Source organism: Enterobacter sp. ECC-219 (assembly GCF_043966805.1).
Classification (GTDB): Bacteria; Pseudomonadota; Gammaproteobacteria; order Enterobacterales; family Enterobacteriaceae; genus Enterobacter; species Enterobacter cloacae_N.
This window is the reverse complement of record NZ_CP143680.1, coordinates 2,792,500-2,813,184: the sequence shown is the minus strand read 5'-3', so window position 1 is coordinate 2,813,184 and position 20,685 is coordinate 2,792,500. Positions and strand designations below refer to the sequence as shown.

Annotated in this window: 21 protein-coding genes; 16 read left to right on the top strand and 5 right to left on the bottom strand. The window is 56.6% G+C overall.

Annotated elements, in window-relative coordinates:
• The first annotated feature begins 99 nt into the window (after positions 1-99).
• A complete protein-coding gene (locus V1603_RS13390) occupies positions 100-996 on the top strand; it encodes a LysR family transcriptional regulator (protein ID WP_395312752.1) in 897 nt (298 codons plus the stop codon).
• 1 nt (position 997) lies between these two features.
• Here V1603_RS13390 and V1603_RS13385 read toward each other — a convergent pair whose 3' ends face one another.
• Positions 998-2,026, bottom strand: coding sequence for a Mal regulon transcriptional regulator MalI (locus V1603_RS13385; RefSeq protein WP_116340342.1), 1,029 nt, complete (start codon positions 2,024-2,026; stop codon positions 998-1,000).
• Between the two features lie 177 nt (positions 2,027-2,203).
• Between V1603_RS13385 and malX the strand changes: the two genes are divergently transcribed.
• The 3 genes from malX to add all read left to right on the top strand — a co-directional run bounded on the left by malX (position 2,204) and on the right by add (position 6,115).
• Complete coding sequence (gene malX, locus V1603_RS13380; protein ID WP_116340344.1) at positions 2,204-3,796, top strand: maltose/glucose-specific PTS transporter subunit IIBC; 1,593 nt, start codon at positions 2,204-2,206, stop codon at positions 3,794-3,796.
• Positions 3,797-3,844: 48 nt separating this feature from the next.
• Positions 3,845-5,017 (top strand): MalY/PatB family protein, encoded by a 1,173-nt coding sequence (locus V1603_RS13375; protein ID WP_395312751.1) that lies wholly within the window; start codon positions 3,845-3,847, stop codon positions 5,015-5,017.
• Positions 5,018-5,113: 96 nt separating this feature from the next.
• The gene (gene add, locus V1603_RS13370) at positions 5,114-6,115 is read left to right on the top strand and encodes an adenosine deaminase (protein ID WP_116340349.1); all 1,002 of its coding nucleotides are present in this window, start codon (positions 5,114-5,116) and stop codon (positions 6,113-6,115) included.
• A 42-nt stretch (positions 6,116-6,157) separates the two neighbouring features.
• On the opposite strand, the gene V1603_RS13365 is transcribed toward add, so the two are convergent.
• A complete protein-coding gene (locus tag V1603_RS13365; protein ID WP_116340351.1) occupies positions 6,158-7,198 on the bottom strand; it encodes an oxidoreductase in 1,041 nt (346 codons plus the stop codon).
• Between the two features lie 241 nt (positions 7,199-7,439).
• Here V1603_RS13365 and blr point away from each other — a divergent pair, with 241 nt between their 5' ends.
• The 12 genes from blr to gstA all read left to right on the top strand — a co-directional run bounded on the left by blr (position 7,440) and on the right by gstA (position 17,617).
• Positions 7,440-7,565 carry a division septum protein Blr gene (gene blr, locus V1603_RS13360; RefSeq protein ID WP_168733269.1) on the top strand — a complete coding sequence of 42 codons (126 nt, stop codon included), beginning with the start codon at positions 7,440-7,442 and terminating at the stop codon, positions 7,563-7,565.
• A 233-nt stretch (positions 7,566-7,798) separates the two neighbouring features.
• The gene (ydgT, locus tag V1603_RS13355) at positions 7,799-8,014 is read left to right on the top strand and encodes a transcription modulator YdgT (RefSeq protein WP_013096896.1); all 216 of its coding nucleotides are present in this window, start codon (positions 7,799-7,801) and stop codon (positions 8,012-8,014) included.
• Between the two features lie 86 nt (positions 8,015-8,100).
• On the top strand, positions 8,101-8,541 hold the full coding sequence (locus V1603_RS13350; protein ID WP_023311379.1) for a DUF2569 domain-containing protein: 441 nt from the start codon (positions 8,101-8,103) through the stop codon (positions 8,539-8,541).
• A gap of 76 nt (positions 8,542-8,617) precedes the next feature.
• On the top strand, positions 8,618-9,199 hold the full coding sequence (gene rsxA, locus V1603_RS13345) for an electron transport complex subunit RsxA (protein WP_014883581.1): 582 nt from the start codon (positions 8,618-8,620) through the stop codon (positions 9,197-9,199).
• Complete coding sequence (rsxB, locus tag V1603_RS13340; protein WP_395312750.1) at positions 9,199-9,777, top strand: electron transport complex subunit RsxB; 579 nt, start codon at positions 9,199-9,201, stop codon at positions 9,775-9,777. The genes rsxA and rsxB overlap by 1 nt, the downstream gene beginning before the upstream one ends.
• Positions 9,770-11,791, top strand: a complete 2,022-nt coding sequence (gene rsxC / locus V1603_RS13335) for an electron transport complex subunit RsxC (RefSeq protein WP_116340355.1) — start codon at positions 9,770-9,772, stop codon at positions 11,789-11,791. The genes rsxB and rsxC overlap by 8 nt, the downstream gene beginning before the upstream one ends.
• Positions 11,792-12,844: an electron transport complex subunit RsxD gene (gene rsxD / locus V1603_RS13330; RefSeq protein WP_395312749.1), complete on the top strand. Its 1,053-nt coding sequence runs from the start codon at positions 11,792-11,794 to the stop codon at positions 12,842-12,844.
• 10 nt (positions 12,845-12,854) lie between these two features.
• Positions 12,855-13,481 carry an electron transport complex subunit RsxG gene (gene rsxG, locus V1603_RS13325; protein ID WP_116340359.1) on the top strand — a complete coding sequence of 209 codons (627 nt, stop codon included), beginning with the start codon at positions 12,855-12,857 and terminating at the stop codon, positions 13,479-13,481.
• Positions 13,478-14,164: an electron transport complex subunit E gene (locus V1603_RS13320; RefSeq protein WP_163329042.1), complete on the top strand. Its 687-nt coding sequence runs from the start codon at positions 13,478-13,480 to the stop codon at positions 14,162-14,164. The genes rsxG and V1603_RS13320 overlap by 4 nt, the downstream gene beginning before the upstream one ends.
• Positions 14,161-14,796 carry an endonuclease III gene (gene nth / locus V1603_RS13315; RefSeq protein ID WP_008500570.1) on the top strand — a complete coding sequence of 212 codons (636 nt, stop codon included), beginning with the start codon at positions 14,161-14,163 and terminating at the stop codon, positions 14,794-14,796. The genes V1603_RS13320 and nth overlap by 4 nt, the downstream gene beginning before the upstream one ends.
• Positions 14,797-15,397: 601 nt before the next feature.
• A complete protein-coding gene (dtpA, locus tag V1603_RS13310; protein WP_192981514.1) occupies positions 15,398-16,906 on the top strand; it encodes a dipeptide/tripeptide permease DtpA in 1,509 nt (502 codons plus the stop codon).
• A 105-nt stretch (positions 16,907-17,011) separates the two neighbouring features.
• Positions 17,012-17,617 carry a glutathione transferase GstA gene (gene gstA / locus V1603_RS13305; protein WP_116340365.1) on the top strand — a complete coding sequence of 202 codons (606 nt, stop codon included), beginning with the start codon at positions 17,012-17,014 and terminating at the stop codon, positions 17,615-17,617.
• Between the two features lie 77 nt (positions 17,618-17,694).
• Here gstA and pdxY read toward each other — a convergent pair whose 3' ends face one another.
• The 3 genes from pdxY to pdxH all read right to left on the bottom strand — a co-directional run bounded on the left by pdxY (position 17,695) and on the right by pdxH (position 20,678).
• A complete protein-coding gene (pdxY, locus tag V1603_RS13300) occupies positions 17,695-18,555 on the bottom strand; it encodes a pyridoxal kinase PdxY (RefSeq protein WP_116340367.1) in 861 nt (286 codons plus the stop codon).
• A gap of 66 nt (positions 18,556-18,621) precedes the next feature.
• The gene (gene tyrS, locus V1603_RS13295; RefSeq protein ID WP_023311370.1) at positions 18,622-19,896 is read right to left on the bottom strand and encodes a tyrosine--tRNA ligase; all 1,275 of its coding nucleotides are present in this window, start codon (positions 19,894-19,896) and stop codon (positions 18,622-18,624) included.
• Between the two features lie 125 nt (positions 19,897-20,021).
• Positions 20,022-20,678, bottom strand: coding sequence for a pyridoxamine 5'-phosphate oxidase (gene pdxH / locus V1603_RS13290; RefSeq protein ID WP_028012909.1), 657 nt, complete (start codon positions 20,676-20,678; stop codon positions 20,022-20,024).
• Between the last annotated feature and the right edge of the window lie 7 nt (positions 20,679-20,685).

Here is a 20,685-nt window from a genome sequence, read left to right as displayed (position 1 = left end):
CCAGATTCATGTTTTCAGGATGTGAAGAGACTATGGCAGCACAACGATAAATACTGTAGATATGTACTTTGATAAGGCAGCGTAACGAAAAACGATATAATGAAACTTGAAGACGTTGAAGTGTTTGTCGAAGCCATTAAGGCAGGTAGCCTGGCGGGCGCCGCGCGTCGGCTCTCAATGAGCGCCATGGCGGCGTCACGGTCTCTTAATAATCTTGAGGCTGAGCTGGGTGTCAGGCTGGTGCATCGCACCACGCGCTCCCTCTCACCCACGAGCGATGGGGAGGTTTTTTTGCCTCATGCACAGGCGTTGCTGGAAGATAAAAATAACGCGCTTGCCGATCTGTTTCCCGATGGTACGCACCTGTCCGGACGCCTTCGCATTACCGCCTCAGCGGCGTTTGGACGCAAGATCGTCGCGCCAATGCTGCCGCTGTTTATGCAGCAACATCCGGCCCTGCAGGTCGACCTGCTGGCAACCGATGATCAGATTGATATTGTCGGGAAAGGCATAGACGTCGCGTTACGCATTGCCCCGCTGCGCGATAACCGGTTGGTTGCACACCGCGTCTGTGATAATCCCCGCGAGCTTTGCGCCAGCGCGGAGTATCTGGCTGCGTACGGTTCACCGAAATTACTTAACGATCTGGCTGGACATAGCTGCCTGACCACCTCAGATACGACACACTGGTCATTTGAAAAGGGTGAACAGCGTTACAAGCAAAAGGTGTCAGGCCGATTCTCGGCTAACTCGATTGAGGCAATTTTCGAGGCTTGCCAGGGGGGACTCGGCATCGCAAATTTATCTCGCTGGTACGTAGAGCCTGCAATTACAGAGGGTAAACTCGTGCGGATCGTCCTTGAAGATGCTCAGCCGGAATCGCTGGCCATTTGGGCTGTTTACCCGACTTCTCGCCTGATCCCGGCAAAAGTGCGAAAATTTATAGAGGCACTGGAGACACAGCTGACGCTCAGCCCGCTTACGCGGCAGAGCTGATTTACTTCACCGTCACCAGCCGCGCCGCCACAATCTGGTGCCCGGCCTGGACATCCGTATTGTCGATGCGCTGCATGATCCTGTCCGCCAGGGTATAGCCCATCTCCCGCGCTGGGGTCGTGGCCCAGACGATCGGCAGATCGTCCAGCGCGTTCTCACCAACATCGGCGAACGCCCCTAACGCCACCTGATGGCCGAAGAAGGTTTCAACGCCCCCTTCACCGCTCTGACGCCCGGCGCGGATCAGGCCAAACCACGCCCCCATGGCAATTACATCGTTGTAGCAAATCACGGCACTGATCGTCGGGCTGCTTCGCAGCAGTGCCCCAATCGCTTCCGCCGCTTTCTTCTGGCTGGATTCGCACTCCACGACCCATTCACTGTGGAACGGCAGGCCGTATTTAATCAGCGTCGCGCAGTAGCCGCCGACCCGTTCGGCGCGCGTCAGGGACGAGCTTTTGCCGCCCAGCCAGGCAATGCGCTGATGGCCGCGACGAATAAGATGCTCGGTCAGCATTTGCGCAGCCTGCATGTTATCCGGGCGCAGCGTATCGGCTTCATCAAGGTAGCTGGCGCGTGAAGCAAACACCAGCGGCACGCCTTTTTCAGCGGCACGCTCGCACAGCTCGCTGCCCACGCCCGACGCCCCGGCGACGATCACCCCGTCCACTCCCTGATTCAGCAGCATATCGAGCCGGGAGAGAAGCTGCCCGGCCTCGCGCCCGCCGTGCAGCAGAAAGACCATCCGCCCCTGCGCTTCAAGGGCCTCGGTTAAGCCGGCGGTCAGCTCCGCATAGAACGGTGACGTCAGGTCACGGACAATCAGGCCAATCACCCCGCTTTGCCCGCCGCGCAGCGCCGACGCCTGGCGGTTTCGCACAAAGCCCAACTGCTCAACCGCCTCGTTCACCCGCTGACCGGTCGCGGGAGAGATGCGCCCTTTTCCGCTCAGTACCAGAGAAACGGTGCTGACGGAAACCCCCGCCGCCAGCGCGACATCGTTGATGGTGACTTTTTTCGCTACAGCCATGTGTCGGCGTGACTCCCTGAAATGAGATCGGTAAAACGTTTTATCAATACGTTATCTTTATACTACCAGTCAAAGCCTGAGAATGTGATTCAGCGCGCACTAAACTTTGATAAAACGTTTTATCTTCTCGCAGCATTGAAGCAGATAAACTGATTTTAACAATAAAGGAGTCGTTTTATGACGGCGAAAGCGGCACAAAAAATATCGCTGTGGGAGTTTTTCCAGCAACTGGGTAAAACCTTTATGCTCCCCGTGGCACTCCTCTCATTCTGCGGGATCATGCTCGGGATCGGCAGTTCGCTAAGCAGTAAAGACGTCATCACGCTGATCCCGTTCCTCGGTACCCCTGTGCTGCAGGCGATCTTTATCTGGATGAGTAAGGTCGGCTCCTTCGCGTTTAGCTTCCTGCCCGTGATGTTCTGCATCGCCATCCCGCTGGGCCTGGCCCGCGAGAACAAAGGCGTCGCGGCGTTTGCCGGGTTTGTGGGTTACGCCGTGATGAACCTGGCGGTTAACTTCTGGCTGACCGCGAAAGGCATTCTGCCGACCACCGACGCTGCCGTGCTGAAGGCTAACAACATCCAGAGCGTGATTGGTATCCAGTCTATTGATACCGGGATCCTCGGGGCGGTGATCGCGGGGGTCATTATCTGGATGCTGCACGAGCGCTTCCACAATATCCGCCTGCCGGATGCCCTGGCCTTCTTCGGCGGTACCCGCTTCGTGCCGATTGTCACTCTGGTGGTCATGGGTCTGTTCGGCCTGATCATTCCGCTGATCTGGCCGGTCTTTGCGATGGGCATCAACGGCATTGGCCGCATCATCAACGGCGCGGGCGATTTTGGTCCGATGATCTTTGGCACCGGCGAACGTCTGCTGCTGCCGTTTGGCCTGCAGCATATCCTGGTGGCCCTGATTCGCTTCACCGAAGCGGGCGGCACCATGGAAGTGTGCGGTCACGACGTGAGCGGTGCGCTGACCATCTTCCAGGCGCAGCTGAGCTGCCCGACCACCCACGGCTTCTCCGAAAGCGCCACCCGCTTCCTGTCTCAGGGCAAAATGCCGGCCTTCCTCGGCGGCCTGCCGGGTGCCGCGCTGGCGATGTACCACTGTGCGCGCCCGGAAAACCGTCATAAAATTAAAGGGCTGCTGATTTCCGGCGTGATTGCCTGCGTCGTCGGCGGCACCACCGAGCCTATCGAATTCCTGTTCCTGTTTGTTGCGCCGGTGCTGTATCTCATTCACGCGCTGCTGACCGGTCTGGGCTTCACCGTGATGGCGGTGCTGGGCGTCACCATCGGCAACACCGACGGTAACGTGATTGACTTCGTGGTGTTCGGGATCCTGCACGGTCTGTCCACCAAGTGGTATCTGGTGCCGGTCGTGGCGGCTATCTGGTTCGCGGTGTACTACGGTATCTTCCGCTTCGCCATCACCCGCTTTAACCTGAAAACGCCGGGCCGCGATACTGATACGGCCACCAGCGTTGAGCAGGCGGTTACCGGTACCGTGGGCAAATCCGGGTATAACACCCCAGCCATTCTGGCGGCGCTGGGCGGTGCGGATAACATCACCTCACTGGACAACTGCATTACCCGCCTGCGCCTGTCGGTGGCGGATATGGCAAAAGTGGATACCAACGCCCTGAAGGCCAACCGGGCCATCGGCGTGGTACAGTTAAACCAGCACAATTTGCAGGTAGTTATCGGCCCGCAGGTTCAGTCAGTGAAGGATGAGCTGGCCACCCTGATGCGAACAGTAGAAGCCTGATGCCTCAACCCCCTCTCATGAGGGGGTTTTACTTTAAGGATTTACGTCATGTTTGATTTTTCTACCGTCGTGGATCGACACGGCACCTGGTGTACGCAGTGGGACTACGTCGCCGACCGCTTTGGCGCGGCGGATTTGCTGCCCTTCACCATCTCAGATATGGATTTCGCCACCGCCCCCTGCATAACCGACGCGCTGCATCAGCGCATTAACCACGGCGTGCTGGGCTACAGCCGCTGGAAGAACGACGAGTTTCTCGCTGCCGTCGCGCACTGGTTCCGGCAGCGCTTCAACAGCCCGATTGATACGGAAACCGTCGTTTATGGACCTTCCGTCATCTACATGGTGTCAGAGCTGATTCGCCTCTGGTCAAAGCCCGGTGACGGCGTGGTGGTTCACACCCCGGCGTACGATGCGTTTTTTAAGGCCATTGAGGGCAATTCGCGCCTTGTGGTGCCCGTTGAGATGGAGAAACAGGCGGCAGGCTGGCAGGGCAATATGGCGGCGCTTGAAGCGGCGCTGGCGAATTCGGAAAACAAAATTTTGCTACTGTGCAGCCCGCAAAACCCAACCGGAAAAGTATGGACGCGTGAAGAATTGACCCATATGGCGGAGCTTTGCGCACGCTATGACGTGGCGGTTATCAGCGATGAAATTCATATGGACATGGTGTGGGGCGCGCATCGCCACACCCCGTGGAACGCGGTGGCGCGCGGCAAATGGGCGCTTCTCACCTCCGGCTCGAAAAGCTTTAATATTCCGGCGCTGACGGGCGCATACGGCCTGATTGGCGATGAAGAGAGCCGCGACGGCTATCTCAGCGCGCTAAAAGGCCGGGATGGACTCTCTTCTCCTTCCGTACTGGCGCTGACGGCCCATATTGCCGCCTACCAGCAGGGAGAGCCGTGGCTGGATGCCTTACGGCGTTATCTGGAGGAGAATCTGCTGTACGTCGCGCAGGAAGTAAACAGTGCTTTTCCGAAACTGAACTGGCAGCCGCCGGAAGCAACCTATCTGGCCTGGATCGACCTGCGCCCGCTGAACATTGACGACAGAGCGCTGCAAAAAGTACTGATCGAGCAGCAAAAAGTCGCCATCATGCCGGGATACACGTACGGAAACGAAGGTAACGGCTTCGTGCGGCTGAACGCCGGCTGTCCGCGCAGCAAGCTGGAACAAGGGGTTCAGCGCCTCATCGCCGGGATCAACACGCTGCTGTAATTTGTTTGCGCAACGGAATTTTCCCTTGCGCAAATAGCTTTTTACCCCGTTTTGTTTTTATAATATGGCGCACTTTAACCAGAAAAGAGTGCGACCATGATTGATACACGCCTGCCTTTAACTGATATTCATCGTCACCTTGACGGTAACATTCGTGCCCAAACCATCCTCGATCTTGGCCGCCAGTTCAATTTAACGCTTCCTGCGCAGACGCTTGAGTCGCTGATCCCTCACGTACAGGTGACCTCCAATGAACCGGATCTGGTCAGCTTCCTGAGCAAGCTCGACTGGGGCGTGAAGATGCTGGCCTCGCTGGATGCCTGTCGCCGCGTGGCGTTTGAGAACATTGAAGATGCGGCACGTAACGGCCTGCATTACGTCGAGCTGCGCTTCTCGCCGGGCTACATGGCGATGACTCACAGCCTGCCCGTTGCAGGCGTGGTGGAAGCCGTCATTGAAGGCGTCCGCGAAGGGTGTAAAACCTTCGACGTTCAGGCCCGTCTGATCGGTATTATGAGCCGTACGTTCGGTGAAGCCGCCTGCCTGCAGGAACTGGAAGCGCTGCTGGCCCATCGCGATGCCATCACCGCCGTCGACCTCGCCGGTGACGAGCTGGGCTTCCCCGGCAGCCTGTTCCTCTCCCACTTCAACCGCGCGCGCGATGCCGGCTGGCACATTACCGTGCATGCGGGGGAAGCAGCGGGTCCGGAAAGCATCTGGCAGGCCATCCGCGAGCTGGGCGCCGAGCGTATCGGCCACGGCGTGAAGGCGGTAGAAGATCGCGCCCTGATGGATTTCCTGGCGGAGCAGCGTATCGGGATTGAGTCATGCCTGACGTCCAACATTCAGACCAGCACCGTGGCAACGCTGGCGCAGCATCCGCTGAAAACGTTCCTTGAGCACGGCGTGCTGGCCTCACTGAACACGGACGATCCGGCGGTCCAGGGCGTGGATATCATCCACGAGTACAACATTGCGGCACCGCAGGCAGGTCTGAGCCGCGAGCAGATCCGTCAGGCGCAGGTTAATGGGCTGGAAATAGCCTTCCTGACGCCTGCAGAGAAGCAGGCGCTGCGAGATAAAGTGGCGCGCGGTTAACGCGCTGCCGGGTAGCGCTGGCGCTTACCCGACTTACAAAAATTATGCCAGACAAAGCGTTGCGCGATGTTTGGCAGATTCAATCCCCAGCTCTATCAGTTCCATAATCTGAATCGCCTGGCTGGCCGGAACCGGGTTTTCCCCCGTTCCGTTCAGCGCATCGCGGATGGCTGCATAATAAGCCGGATAGTTACCCGGTATCGTCAGCAGCGTTTCTTCGACCCGTTCCTCACCTTCTGCCCGCGTCACGACGCCGTCGCGCATATCATAGCCCCAGTCTTCCTGCGGCAGACGTTCACCGTTTTTAAGCCGGTCTTCCTGCGGATCGAGGCCGAACTTCACGTAGCTCCCGCGCGTGCCGTGAATGATATAGCGGGCAGATTCCGCAGCCGCGACCATCGTGCCGTGCAGCACAACCCGGCGCTGCGGGTAACTGAGCACCGCGTGGAAGTAATCGGTTGTCTGTGCCCCGGGCCTGAGCTGGGCCAGATCGACCGTCATGCTCACCGGCAGACCAAACAGATTAACGGCCTGGTCCAGCAGATGCGGGGCTAAATCGTACCAGATGCCGCTGCCCGGACCGGCCTGCTCGCGCCAGCGGTTTCTTACCTGCGGGCGAAAGCGGTCAAAGTGCGATTCAAAAAAAACGATCTCCCCTAACGTACCCTCACCGAGAAGCGTTTTTACCGTCAGAAAATCGCTGTCCCAGCGGCGGTTATGGAAAACGGACAGCACCCTTCCCAGGCTTTTTGCCAGCGCCTCCAGTTCACGCGCCTGTGACAACGTCACGGTGAAGGGTTTATCAACAATGACGTGCTTTCCCGCTTCCAGCGCGGCTTTCGCCAGCGGGAAGTGCGTGTCGTTAGGCGTGGGGATAACAATTAAATCGATATTCGGATCGTTGAAGAGATGTTTTGGCTCAGAGACAACCGGAACAGCGGGCCAGTCAGCGTGGACTTTAGCAGCGTCGCTGCTGGATACCGCAGCCAGCGCCATCCCCGGCGTCCCGGCTATCAGAGGCGCATGAAACGTTTTGCTCGCGTACCCGTAGCCTATAAGGCCGACGCGGATGTTATCACTCATCGTGTTGTCCTCTTTTTGTGTTTCTTATTTCATACTGGCCTGTCTGGCATTGCCCTCATTAATAATGAGCCATGGTGCTTAAAATAGCAGGCTGTAGCGGTTATTTTTGTTACATAGTATTAACCTTCTGATTTTGTTTAAGGGAATCGTTCCCAAAGCGCTTGCCGTCAGAGAAACAGCGCTGTAACATTTGCGCCCTCTATTTATGGATAAATTACAACAGCAAATCATGGCATCAATTATTAATCGAATCATTGAATTAGCGGGATGGATTGTTCTTGGGGTTTCGGTCATTTTGCTCGGCGTAGCCAGCCATATTGATAACTACCAGCCGCCGGAGCCTGCTGCCGTCACCCATCCTAAGTAACCGGTTGCTGCGATAAAGAGTGACATAATATGTCAGTTTCATATTGCCAGCCCTGGTGAACGCGGTTAACCTTCTCTTCCAGGCATCGCCTTCGATGCCTGAATTTCAGCAAAGAAAACTCCTAATTTCGTCGCGTTACCTGAGTGGGCTGTTTACGTCTTTATTAATCCGTTTATTATTCGACCGAATTACCTTAACTGGTATTACTCACTTTTATATGGAAACTTATTAATATGACAGTTCAGGACTATTTATTAAAATTTCGCAAGATCAATTCGCTTGAGAGCCTGGAAAAACTGTTTGACCATCTGAACTACACCCTGTCGGATAATCAGGACATTATCAATATGTATCGCGCCGCTGACCACCGCCGTGCGGAGCTGGTCTCCGGCGGACGCTTGTTCAACGTCGGCGAGGTGCCGAAGTCCGTATGGCGCTACGTTTTATAAGAAAGTAGCCATCCGCGCGAAATGTTATATACTCTCCGCCCTGCAAACTGGCTGTACAACATTTCGCGCAGATAATGGGAGAGTTCATGACCGCAACGCCTGGAGAACGCATCGGAGGCTGGTTAATCGCCCCACTGGCATGGCTGCTGGTTGCCTTATTAAGCGCATCGCTTGCGCTGCTGCTTTATACCACCGCATTGATTACCCCTCACGCCATCCAGACCCTGATGTCGCAAAGCGTGCTGAATATAGCAATGTGGTTTGTGTCGTTCGTTTTCGCGATTGGGATGTGGTACTACACCCTGTGGCTGACCATCGCCTTCTTTAAGCGCCGCAAGAGCGTGCCTAAGCACTATATTATCTGGCTGCTCATTTCGGTTCTGCTGGCGGTTAAAGCGTTTGCTTTCTCGCCCGTGTCTGACGCGCTTGCTGTCCGCCAGCTGCTTTTCCCGTTACTGGCTGCGGCGCTGCTGGTGCCCTATTTCAAGCGTTCAACGCGTGTGAAAAACACCTTCGTGAACCCGTAATAACCTTACAGATAACCTGTTGTCGCCTGACCCGGTTTGTCCGATAATAGGCGGCTTTTTTATTTCAGGCTAAATAATGACCGATTACTTACTGCTCTTTGTCGGCACCGTGCTGGTTAACAACTTCGTTCTGGTGAAGTTCCTTGGCCTGTGCCCGTTTATGGGCGTGTCCAAAAAGCTGGAAACGGCGATGGGCATGGGGCTGGCGACGACCTTTGTCATGACGATGGCGTCTATCTGCGCGTGGTTGATTGACACCTGGATCCTCATCCCGCTGGGGTTAATCTATCTCCGTACGCTGGCGTTTATTCTGGTTATTGCGGTTGTGGTGCAATTTACTGAAATGGTGGTGCGTAAAACCAGCCCGGCGCTCTATCGCCTGCTGGGTATCTTCCTGCCGCTGATCACCACCAACTGCGCGGTACTCGGCGTGGCGCTGCTGAACATCAACCTTGGGCATAACTTTATGCAGTCGGCGCTGTACGGTTTTTCCGCCGCCGTCGGTTTCTCCTTTGTTATGGTTCTGTTCGCGTCGATTCGCGAACGTCTGGCGGCAGCGGACATCCCTGCGCCATTTCGCGGTAATGCCATTGCGCTGGTCACCGCGGGTTTAATGTCTCTGGCCTTTATGGGCTTTAGTGGTCTGGTGAAGTTGTAATGAGTGCTATCTGGATTGCCATCGCCTCTATCAGCGTCCTGGGGTTGGTGTTTGGCCTTATCCTGGGCTACGCCTCCCGCCGTTTCGCGGTAGAGGACGATCCTGTTGTTGAAAAAATTGATGAGCTTTTGCCGCAAAGTCAGTGCGGGCAGTGCGGCTACCCGGGCTGCCGCCCTTACGCTGAAGCGGTAGGGATTCAGGGTGAAAAAATTAACCGTTGTGCGCCCGGTGGCGAAGCGGTAATGCTGAAAATTGCCGCCCTGCTTAACGTAGATCCGCAGCCCGTAGATGGCGATGCGGAGGTGCAGGAGCCGGTTCGCGCCCTCGCCGTGATCGACGAAGCAAACTGCATCGGCTGCACCAAATGTATTCAGGCCTGTCCGGTTGACGCCATTGTCGGCGCGACCCGCGCCATGCACACCGTTGTGGCGGATCTGTGCACCGGCTGTAACCTCTGCGTGGCCCCCTGCCCGACGCAATGTATTGAGCTGCGCCCGGTTGAAACGACTACCGAAAGCTGGAAGTGGGATCTTCAAACCATTCCGGTTCGCAATATTCCTATGGAACAACATGCTTAAGTTATTTTCTGCTTTCAGAAAAGAGAAGATTTGGGACTTTGACGGCGGGATCCATCCGCCGGAGATGAAAACCCAGTCCAACGGCACGCCGCTGCGTCAAATTCCGCTGGCGACCCGTTTCGTCATGCCGCTCAAGCAGCATATTGGCGCTGAGGGCGAGCTGTGCGTGAAAGAAGGCGATACGGTCCTTCGCGGTCAGCCGTTGACCTTTGGCCGTGGACGTATGCTGCCGATTCACGCCCCAACATCCGGTAAAGTGGTGGCGATTGCCCCTCATACGGTGGCGCATCCGTCCGCGCTGTCGGAGCTGAGCGTGATTATAGAAGCCGACGGCGAAGATCGCTGGATTGACCGTGACGGCTGGAGCGACTACCGCAGCCAGAGTCGCGAAGCGCTTATCGAGCGTATTCATCAGTACGGCGTCGCGGGGCTCGGCGGCGCGGGCTTCCCGACCGGCGTCAAGCTGCGCGGCGGCGGCGATAACATTCAGACATTGATTATCAATGCCGCCGAGTGCGAGCCGTATATCACCGCTGACGATCGTCTGATGCAGGATTGCGCCGCCCAGGTGGTGGAAGGCATCCGCATCCTCGCGCACATCTTACAGCCGCGAGAAGTGTTGATTGGTATTGAAGACAATAAACCGCAGGCTATCTCAATGCTGCGCGCCGTGCTGGCCGGTAGCCATGATATCGCCCTGCGCGTCATTCCAACCAAGTACCCTTCTGGCGGCGCAAAACAGCTGACGCAAATCCTCACCGGAAAGCAGGTGCCGCATGGCGGACGCTCGTCGGATATCGGCGTACTGATGCAAAACGTCGGAACCGCTTACGCCGTGAAGCGCGCGGTGATTGACGGCGAGCCGTTGACCGAACGCGTGGTGACGCTGACCGGAGAGTCGGTCTCTCGTCCGGGCAACGTCTGGGCACGTCTTGGTACGCCGGTGCGCCACCTGCTGGAACAGGCTGAATTTTGCCCGGCCAGCGACCAGATGGTGATCATGGGCGGCCCGCTGATGGGCTTTACCCTGCCGTGGCTCGATGTCCCGGTAGTGAAAATCACCAACTGTCTGCTTGCCCCTTCCCCGACTGAGATGGGCGAGGAGCAGGAAGAGAAAGGCTGCATCCGCTGCAGCGCCTGTGCCGATGCCTGCCCGGCGGATCTGCTCCCGCAGCAGCTATACTGGTACAGCAAAGGCCAGCTGCACGATAAAGCCAAAGCCCATAACCTGGCCGACTGTATCGAATGCGGCGCCTGCGCCTGGGTCTGTCCAAGCAACATTCCGCTGGTGCAGTACTTCCGCCAGGAGAAGGCCGAGATTTATGCCATCTCCATGGAAGAAAAACGCGCCGCGGAAGCCAGGGCTCGCTTCGAAGCGCGCCAGGCGCGTCTCGAACGTGAGAAGATGGCTCGTCAGGAGCGACATAAGCAGGCCGCCGTTCAGCCTGCCGAAAAAGATCAGGATGCGATTAACGCCGCCCTGGCGCGCGTTCGCGAGAAAAAAGCCAATGCCGCCCAGACGCTGGTGATCCAGGCCGGTGAAAAACCGGATAACAGCGAAGCGATTGCCGCCCGCGAAGCACGTAAGGCTGCGGCCCGCGCCCGCCAGGCAGAAAAAGCGCAAACGGCACAGCCGGAAGCTGAAGTCGATCCACGCAAAGCTGCCGTTGAAGCGGCCATTGCCCGCGCCAAAGCCCGTAAGGCCGGGGAGCAGCAGGTAGTGGTTGAACAGGAAGCGGTCGATCCGCGTAAAGCCGCCGTTGAAGCCGCAATTGCCCGCGCCAAAGCGCGCAAAGCTGCGCAGCAGGCGCCTGCCGCAGAACCCGAAGCACCGGTCGACCCGCGTAAAGCCGCCGTTGAAGCCGCGATTGCTCGCGCCAAAGCGCGTAAAGCGGCACAGCAGGAAGAGCAGCCGCAGGCCGCAAACGACGACCCGCGCAAGGCCGCCGTCGCGGCCGCGATCGCGCGCGTTCAGGCGAAGAAAGCCGCACAGCAAGCCGTAAACGAGGATTAAATGGTTTTCAGAATCGCAAGTTCCCCTTACACCCACAACCAGCGTCAGACCTCGCGCATCATGATGCTGGTCTGCCTGGCCGCGCTGCCGGGCATTGCCGTTCAGTGCTGGTTTTTCGGCTGGGGAACCCTGTTCCAGATAGCCCTGGGCTGTTCCAGCGCCATAGCAGCAGAGGCTCTCGTGCTGAAGCTGCGCAAGATGGCCGTTTCACGCATCCTGGCCGACAACTCCGCGCTGCTGACCGGCCTGCTGCTGGCCATCAGTATTCCGCCGTTTGCCCCGTGGTGGATGGTGATACTTGGTACCGTGTTTGCCGTAATTATTGCTAAACAGCTGTATGGCGGGCTGGGCCATAACCCGTTTAATCCGGCGATGATTGGCTACGTGGTGCTGCTGATCTCTTTCCCGGTGCAGATGACCAGCTGGCTTCCTCCGCACGAGATTGCGGCCACGGTTCCGGGCTTTATGGATGCCCTGCACGTGATCTTTACCGGCCATACGGCGCGGGGGGCTGATATGAACGCGCTGCGTATGGGCGTGGACGGCATCAGCCAGGCGACGCCTCTCGATACCTTCAAAACGTCCCTGCATGCCGGGCACAGCGTTGAGCAGACCATGAAATCCGCGATCTACAGCGGCATGCTGGCGGGCGCGGGCTGGCAGTGGGTCAACCTGGCGTATCTGCTGGGCGGCCTGTTCCTGCTGCAGCAGAAAGCCATTCGCTGGCATATTCCGGTCAGCTTCCTCGTGACGCTGGCGGTCTGCGCCACGCTGGGCTGGCTCTTCTCTCCTGAATCACTGGCCAGCCCGCAGATGCATTTGCTCTCCGGTGCGACCATGCTGGGTGCCTTCTTTATCCTGACGGATCCGGTTACGGCATCTACGACTAACCGCGGCCGTCTGATCTTCGGCGCGCTGGCCGGGCTGCTGGTGTGGCTTATTCGCAGCTTTGGCGGATACCCGGACGGCGTGGCGTTTGCCGTGCTGCTTGCCAACATTACCGTTCCGCTCATCGACTATTACACGCGCCCCCGCGTGTACGGCCATCGCTAAGGGTTTCGCCATGCTAAAAACGATGCAAAAACACGGCGTCACGCTGGCAGTCTTCGCCGCGGTCCTGACCGGGCTGACGGCATTGGTCAATGCGCTGACCAAAACGACCATTGAAGAACAGGCGCTGAAGCAGCAAAAGGCGCTGTTCGATCAGGTGATCCCGTCCGATTTCTACGATAATGACCTGCAAAAAAGCTGCTTTGTGGTAGACGCGACGCAGCTTGGAAAAGGCACGCACCGTGTCTTTATCGCCCGCAAAGGAGATAAACCCGTAGGCGCAGTGATGGAAGCGACGGCGCCCGATGGCTATTCTGGCTCCATTCAACTGCTTGTCGGCAGCGATTTCACCGGAACCATACTGGGCACCCGCGTGACGGAACACCATGAAACGCCGGGCCTGGGTGATAAAATTGAAACCCGGCTGAGCGACTGGATTTTGCACTTTGCCGGTAAAGTAATCCATGGCGAAGGTGACACCGCGTTTGCGGTGAAGAAAGACGGCGGTGAATTTGACCAGTTCACCGGCGCAACCATCACGCCGCGCGCCGTGGTGAACGCCGTAAAACGAGCCGGGCTATATGCTGAAACGCTGCCCGCGCAAATCAACAATCTTCCGGCCTGTGGGGAGTCATCATGAGCCAGGTTAAAGAGGTTATTGTCCAGGGGCTGTGGAAGAACAACTCCGCGCTGGTACAGCTTCTGGGACTCTGTCCGCTGCTGGCGGTGACATCTACCGCTACCAACGCGCTCGGGCTGGGCCTGGCGACCACGCTGGTGCTGACCCTGACCAACTTCTCTATTTCTGTTTTGCGCCGCTGGACGCCGTCGGAGATCCGTATTCCGATTTACGTGATGATCATTGCGTCGGTGGTGAGCGTCGTGCAGATGCTTATCAACGCTTACGCGTTTGGCCTGTACCAGTCGCTCGGGATTTTTATTCCGCTTATCGTGACCAACTGCATCGTCGTTGGCCGCGCTGAGGCTTTCGCGGTAAAAAACAACCCGGCCATTTCCGCTCTGGATGGGTTTTCCATCGGCATGGGCGCGACTGCCGCCATGTTCGTCCTCGGGTCCATGCGTGAAATTCTCGGCAACGGGACGCTCTTCGACGGTGCCGATGCCCTGCTGGGCGGCTGGGCCAAGGTGCTGCGCATAGAAGTGTTCCACACCGACACGCCATTCCTGCTGGCGATGCTGCCGCCTGGCGCGTTCATTGGCCTTGGCATGATGCTGGCGGTAAAATACCTGATTGATGAAAAACGTAAGCGCCGCGCGGCAGAGCGCAGCGTTCTGGAAGGGACACCCGAGAAGGCTTCATGAATAAAGAAAAGCGCATTGCGATCCTGACTCGTCTGCGGGACGAGAACCCGCACCCGACGACGGAGCTGAATTTTACCTCCCCGTTTGAGCTGCTGATCGCGGTGCTGCTCTCTGCGCAGGCGACCGATGTGAGCGTCAACAAAGCTACCGCCCTGCTCTATCCGGTCGCCAATACGCCAAAAGCGATGCTGGAGCTGGGCGTGGAGGGCGTTAAGTCTTATATCAAAACCATCGGCCTGTTTAACAGCAAGGCGGAGAACGTCATTAAGACCTGCCGGATCCTGCTGGAACAGCACGGAGGCGAGGTGCCGGAAGACCGCGCGGCTTTGGAGGCCTTACCGGGGGTGGGACGTAAAACCGCGAACGTTGTACTCAATACCGCGTTTGGCTGGCCGACGATAGCCGTTGATACCCATATATTCCGCGTCTCAAACCGGACTAACTTCGCCCCAGGGAAAAATGTCGAGCAGGTAGAAGAGAAGCTGTTAAAAGTGGTCCCTGCCGAATTCAAGGTTGACTGCCATCACTGGCTGATTTTGCACGGTCGTTATACCTGCATAGCCCGAAAGCCGCGCTGCGGCTCCTGTATTATTGAAGATCTCTGCGAATATAAAGAAAAAGTGTATCCCTGACTTTTATCCGCAATCACAATCCCACACCAGGAGAGGGCCTTCCAGAAACCCTTCTCCTGACCATAAATCATCCGCCTTCTTTATCCTACAGCCTGTCACTTCTTCCGCGCTATAACGCTCAAACAGGTTAATAGTTTTTTCATAGCCAAAAATTTCTATACATCTGTGATCGCGATCACTCTGATAACGTCATGTTGATTTTTTGTAGTCAAAGTCATCGCAAACCCTTTGCCGGGCAAGATATAACTGTGCTTACCCGGAAGATAAGACCAGCTATTTTTCAGAATATGGGCTATATCACTGCAACAGACGGCAAATAGCAGAACATATCGCCAAAAGCCCATCACACAGGGTGTATAGCAGTCGAAAAAACTACCTTTAGTTATCGTATAAAATTTAACGCTGAATAACATTTGCAGAAACCGACGATTATACCGCCCTAGATATATGTAACAGAATATTACAAACGTATTGCCAGACGGGTCAGGATAGTGAACATTACCCGCCGTTTCTCCTCCCAATATAACTATAAGGCGGATGGGCTACGGCCATCACGCTATGAACACCCCCGTTAATATGGGATGTAAAAAAAGAGGTATATGTGTCGACTGCAAACAATAAACCAACAGATGAAAGCGTGAGTCTGAACGCTTTTAAACAACCGAAAGCGTTTTATCTCATCTTCTCTATCGAGTTATGGGAGCGTTTTGGTTACTACGGCCTGCAAGGGATCATGGCGGTTTACCTGGTTAAACAGCTGGGTATGTCCGAAGCCGATTCCATCACGCTGTTCTCCTCCTTCAGTGCCCTCGTCTACGGTCTGGTTGCCATCGGCGGCTGGCTGGGTGATAAAGTTCTTGGTACTAAGCGCGTCATTATGCTGGGCGCTATTGTTCTGGCTATTGGCTATGGTCTGGTTGCATGGTCTGGACATGATGCGGCTGTGGTCTATATGGGCATGGCAACCATCGCCGTGGGTAACGGTCTGTTCAAAGCGAACCCGTCTTCCCTGCTCTCAACCTGCTACAGCAAAGATGACCCACGTCTGGACGGTGCATTTACCATGTACTACATGTCCATCAACATTGGTTCCTTCTTCTCCATGCTGGCAACCCCATGGCTGGCCGCGAAATTTGGCTGGAGCGTGGCGTTTGCGCTGAGCTTCGTGGGTATGCTGATCACCGTGGTGAACTTCCTGTTCTGCCGCAGCTGGGTAAAAGACTACGGTTCAAAACCTGACTTCGAGCCAGTACACATGGGCAAACTGCTGGCGACTATCGTGGGCGTTGTCGTCCTGGCGGCGATCGCCACCTGGCTGCTGCACAACCAGGGTATCGCTCGTGCCGTTCTGGGCGTGGTTGCGCTGGGTATCGTGGTCATCTTCGCGAAAGAAGCGTTCGCTATGCAGGGTGCTGCGCGTCGTAAGATGATTGTGGCGTTCATTCTGATGCTGGAAGCGATTATCTTCTTCGTGCTGTACAGCCAGATGCCAACCTCTCTGAACTTCTTCGCGATTCGTAACGTTGAGCACTCTATCCTGGGCATTGCGTTCGAGCCGGAGCAGTATCAGGCGCTGAACCCGTTCTGGATCATGATTGGTAGCCCGATTCTGGCCGCTATCTATAACAAGATGGGCGACCGCCTGCCGATGCCGCACAAGTTCGCCATCGGAATGGTGCTGTGCTCCGGTGCGTTCCTGGTGCTGCCGCTGGGTACCAGGTTTGCGACTGACGCAGGTATCGTGTCCGTGAACTGGCTGATCCTGAGCTACGCGCTGCAGTCTATTGGCGAACTGATGATCTCCGGTCTGGGTCTGGCGATGGTTGCACAGCTGGTGCCACAGCGTCTGATGGGCTTCATTATGGGTAGCTGGTTCCTGACCACTGCCGGTGCGGCAATCATCGCCGGTAAGATCGCGAACCTGATGGCGGTGCCGGAAAACGTGACCGATCCACTGGTCTCCCTGAACGTCTACGGTACCGTGTTCATGCAGATTGGTATCGCTACGGCGGTTATCGCGGCGCTGATGCTGCTGACCGCGCCGAAACTGAATCGAATGACTCAGGACGACGACAAGACGGCTGAAGCGACCAAAACCGCTACCGCGTAATATCTGAGAGAAACGACTGAACAGAAGCCGCTAAGAGATTAGCGGCTTTTTTTTTGTCCCTTCGCGCACTAACATAGCTGAAACCTCAGCAAAAAGGAGTTACCGATGAAACTGTTCTACAAACCGGGCGCGTGCTCTCTTGCTTCCCATATCACCCTGCGCGAGAGCGGCAAAGATTTCACGCTGGATGGCGTTGATCTGATGAAAAAGCGCCTGGAAAACGGGGATGACTTTTTTGCGATTAACCCAAAAGGGCAGGTTCCGGCCCTGCTGCTGGATGACGGTACTCTGCTGACCGAAGGCGTGGCGATTATGCAATTCCTGGCGGACAACGTACCGGATCGCCAGCTCCTTGCCCCTACCGGCAGCGTCGCACGTTATAAGACGCTGGAGTGGTTAAACTATATCGCCACCGAGCTGCACAAAGGCTTTACCCCCCTGTTCCGCCCGGATACCCCGGAAGAGTACAAGCCAACCGTGCGAGCTCTGCTGGAGAAAAAGCTGCAGTTTGTGAATGAAGCGCTGAAAGACGATCAGTGGATTTGTGGTTCACGTTTCACCATTGCCGACGCGTACCTGTTTACCGTCCTGCGCTGGGCGCGTGCGGTTAAGCTGAACCTGGAGGGGTTAGACCACATCGCATCGTATATGGCGCGCGTGGCGGAGCGTCCAGCGGTGGCTGCGGCGCTAAAAGCGGAAGGTCTTAACTAATATCGCCCGGCGGCGCTGCGCTTGCACGGGCCTACGGATTAAGTAGGCCAGGTAAGCGCAGCGCCACCCGGCATCGTTTAAAGCTGCGTTGCGCTGAAATAATGCTCCGGCTTAGCGATTCGATCCTGTGCCGCGACCACCTGCAGTTCATATTCCTGCATATCTTTCGTCGCAATCATAATTTCATACACCGCTGCCGTAACGTGCTCCAGCGCGTCTCTCACCGTTGCGCCCTGCAACAGTTTCACCAGCAGTAGCCCACTGGTCACATCACCCACACCCACCGGCTGACGCGTGCCGAAATCCACCAGCGGGCGGCTGATATGCCATGCGTCATCTTTCGTCACCAGCAGCATCTCAAAACGCTCCTGGGTCAGTCCTGCGCGGGCGAGATGTTTTACCAGCACAATTTCAGGCCCCTGGGCTATCAGCTCGCGAGACGCGCGTACCGCCTCTTCTACGCTATTAACCGAATGCTCGCAGAGGATCTCCAGCTCAATCAGGTTGGGCGCAATGATATCGCTGGCGGGCAACGCATGACGAACGTGAAACTCCGCTACGCCAGGCGCCACGATGCAGCCTTTCTCCGGGTGTCCCATGACGGGGTCGCAGAAGTATTTTGCCGCCGGGTTTGCCGCTTTAACCTGACGCACGATACCGAGGATATGTTCCCCCTGCTCCGCTGAGCCGAGGTAGCCGCTCAGCACGGCGTCACAGCGTTTGAGCTGGTCGATATCGGCAATACCCTGCACAACCTCGGTGAGGTGTGAAGGCGGCATCACGCAGCCGGTCCATTTGCCGTATTGCGTATGGTTAGAGAACTGCACGGTATTAAGGGGCCAGACGTTGGCACCGAGGCGGCGCATCGGGAACTCCGCTGCGCTATTGCCAGCATGTCCAAATACAACGTGGGACTGAATGGCGAGGATGTTCTTCATCTTTTACTTACCAAACCCGAAAAAAACAAAAAGGGCGTGGTTTCCCACGCCCCTGAAGACTTTTAATTATTTCCAGCAGACCAGACAGTAGTTTTTCTTACCGCGGCGCAGCAGCGTGTAGCGGCCATACAGACGATCGCCGTCAACGAAGGTGTATTCCGGGTCAGCCTGCTTTTCACCGTTGATGGTGATAGCGTTGGACGCGATGGTTTTACGCGCCTGACCGCGGGAAGGCTGGAGCTCAGAGTCCACCAGCGCCTGCATCAGGTCAGCCCCTTTTTCCATTTCGACCATCGGCACACCGTCCTGCGCCAACTGCTCGAAGTCCGCTTCGCTCAGATCGCTCAGGGTACCGTTGAACAGGCTTGCAGTAATGCGTTTTGCCGCGGCCAGACCTTCTTCACCGTGAACCAGTTTGGTCACTTCATCCGCCAGCACGTACTGGGCACGCGGTGCTTTACCGCTGTTCTTATCTTCCTCTTCCAGCGCGTTGATCTCTGCAATGTCCATGAAGGTGAAGAACTTCAGGAAGCGGTAAACATCGGCGTCCGCCGTGTTGATCCAGAACTGGTAGAATTTGTACGGACTGGTTTTCTTCGGATCCAGCCACACCGCGCCGCCTTCGGTTTTACCGAATTTGGTGCCGTCCGCTTTGGTAATCAATGGAACGGTCAGGCCAAACACCTGGTTCTGATGCAGACGACGGGTCAGGTCGATACCGGAGGTGATGTTCCCCCACTGGTCAGAACCGCCGATCTGCAGAGAAACGCCGTGCAGCTTGTTCAGGCAGGCAAAGTCATAGCCCTGCAGCAGGTTGTAGGAGAACTCGGTAAAGGAGATACCCTGATCGTCACGGTTCAGACGCTGCTTCACGGCTTCTTTGTTAATCATCTGGTTAACAGAGAAGTGCTTGCCGATGTCTCGCAGGAAGGTCAGCACGTTCATGCTGCCAAACCAGTCGTAGTTGTTGGCGGCAATGGCAGAGTTATCACCACAGTTGAAGTCGAGGAATGGTGCAACCTGCTTGCGGATCTTATCCACCCACTCCTGCACGGTATCTTCGGTGTTCAGCTTACGCTCCGCGGCTTTAAAGCTTGGGTCACCAATCAGACCGGTCGCGCCGCCCACCAGGGCAACAGGCTTATGGCCCGCCATCTGGAAGCGTTTCAGGCATAACAATGGAACAAGATGCCCCAAATGCAAGCTGTCAGCGGTGGGATCGAAGCCGCAATAGAGCGCGATCGGGCCTTGCGCCAGTCGCTCTGCTAACGCTTCCTCGTCCGTCACCTGGGCCACGAGGCCCCGCTCTTGCAATTGTTTAATCAAGTTACTGCTTGCCATCAAATTCTCCATGTATAAACGACTGCACCTTTGCCGGTACACGACTTTTCGCCTGATGCGAAAGGACAATAGAATAAAGCGCAAGCGCGGTGTGCGCTAGCGCTTAAATCAACAAATTTCGGGGATTACGGTGCCAGTCTGTCGATTTTCCAGCCGCCATTCTCGCGCTGGTATAAAAAGCGGTCGTGCAGGCGATGCTCACCGCCCTGCCAGAACTCCATCTGCTCAATCGGAATGCGGAAGCCGCCCCAGAAGCTTGGCAGGGGAATTTCCCCTTGCTGGAACTTCTGTTTCAGCTCCAGGAACTTACTTTCCAGCACGCCGCGGGCAGAGATCCGGCTGGACTGTTTTGACACCCAGGCGCCAATCTGGCTGTCGCGCGGACGGCTGTGGAAATACTTCACCACCTCCAGCGTCGAAAGACGTTCCGCCTTGCCGGTGACCATCACCTGACGTTCCAGCATGTGCCAGGGGAACAGCAGGCTGATGCGGGGATTATTTTCCAGATGGTGCGCCTTGCGGCTGCCCAGGTTGGTATAGAACACCAGCCCTTTCTCGTCGTAATGCTTGAGCAAGACGATGCGCTGATACGGTTGACCGTTTTCATCTACCGTCGCGACGACCATGGCCGTTGGGTCAGCCAGCTTCGCATCGCAGGCCTGTTTCAGCCAGCGTTCAAAGAGCACGAGGGGTTCAGCGGGAAGATCCTGGCGGCGCAGGCCGCCTTTGGTGTATTCACGGCGCAGATGCGCAATTTGCTGCAGTTCATCGTTATCTGACATGGCGTTA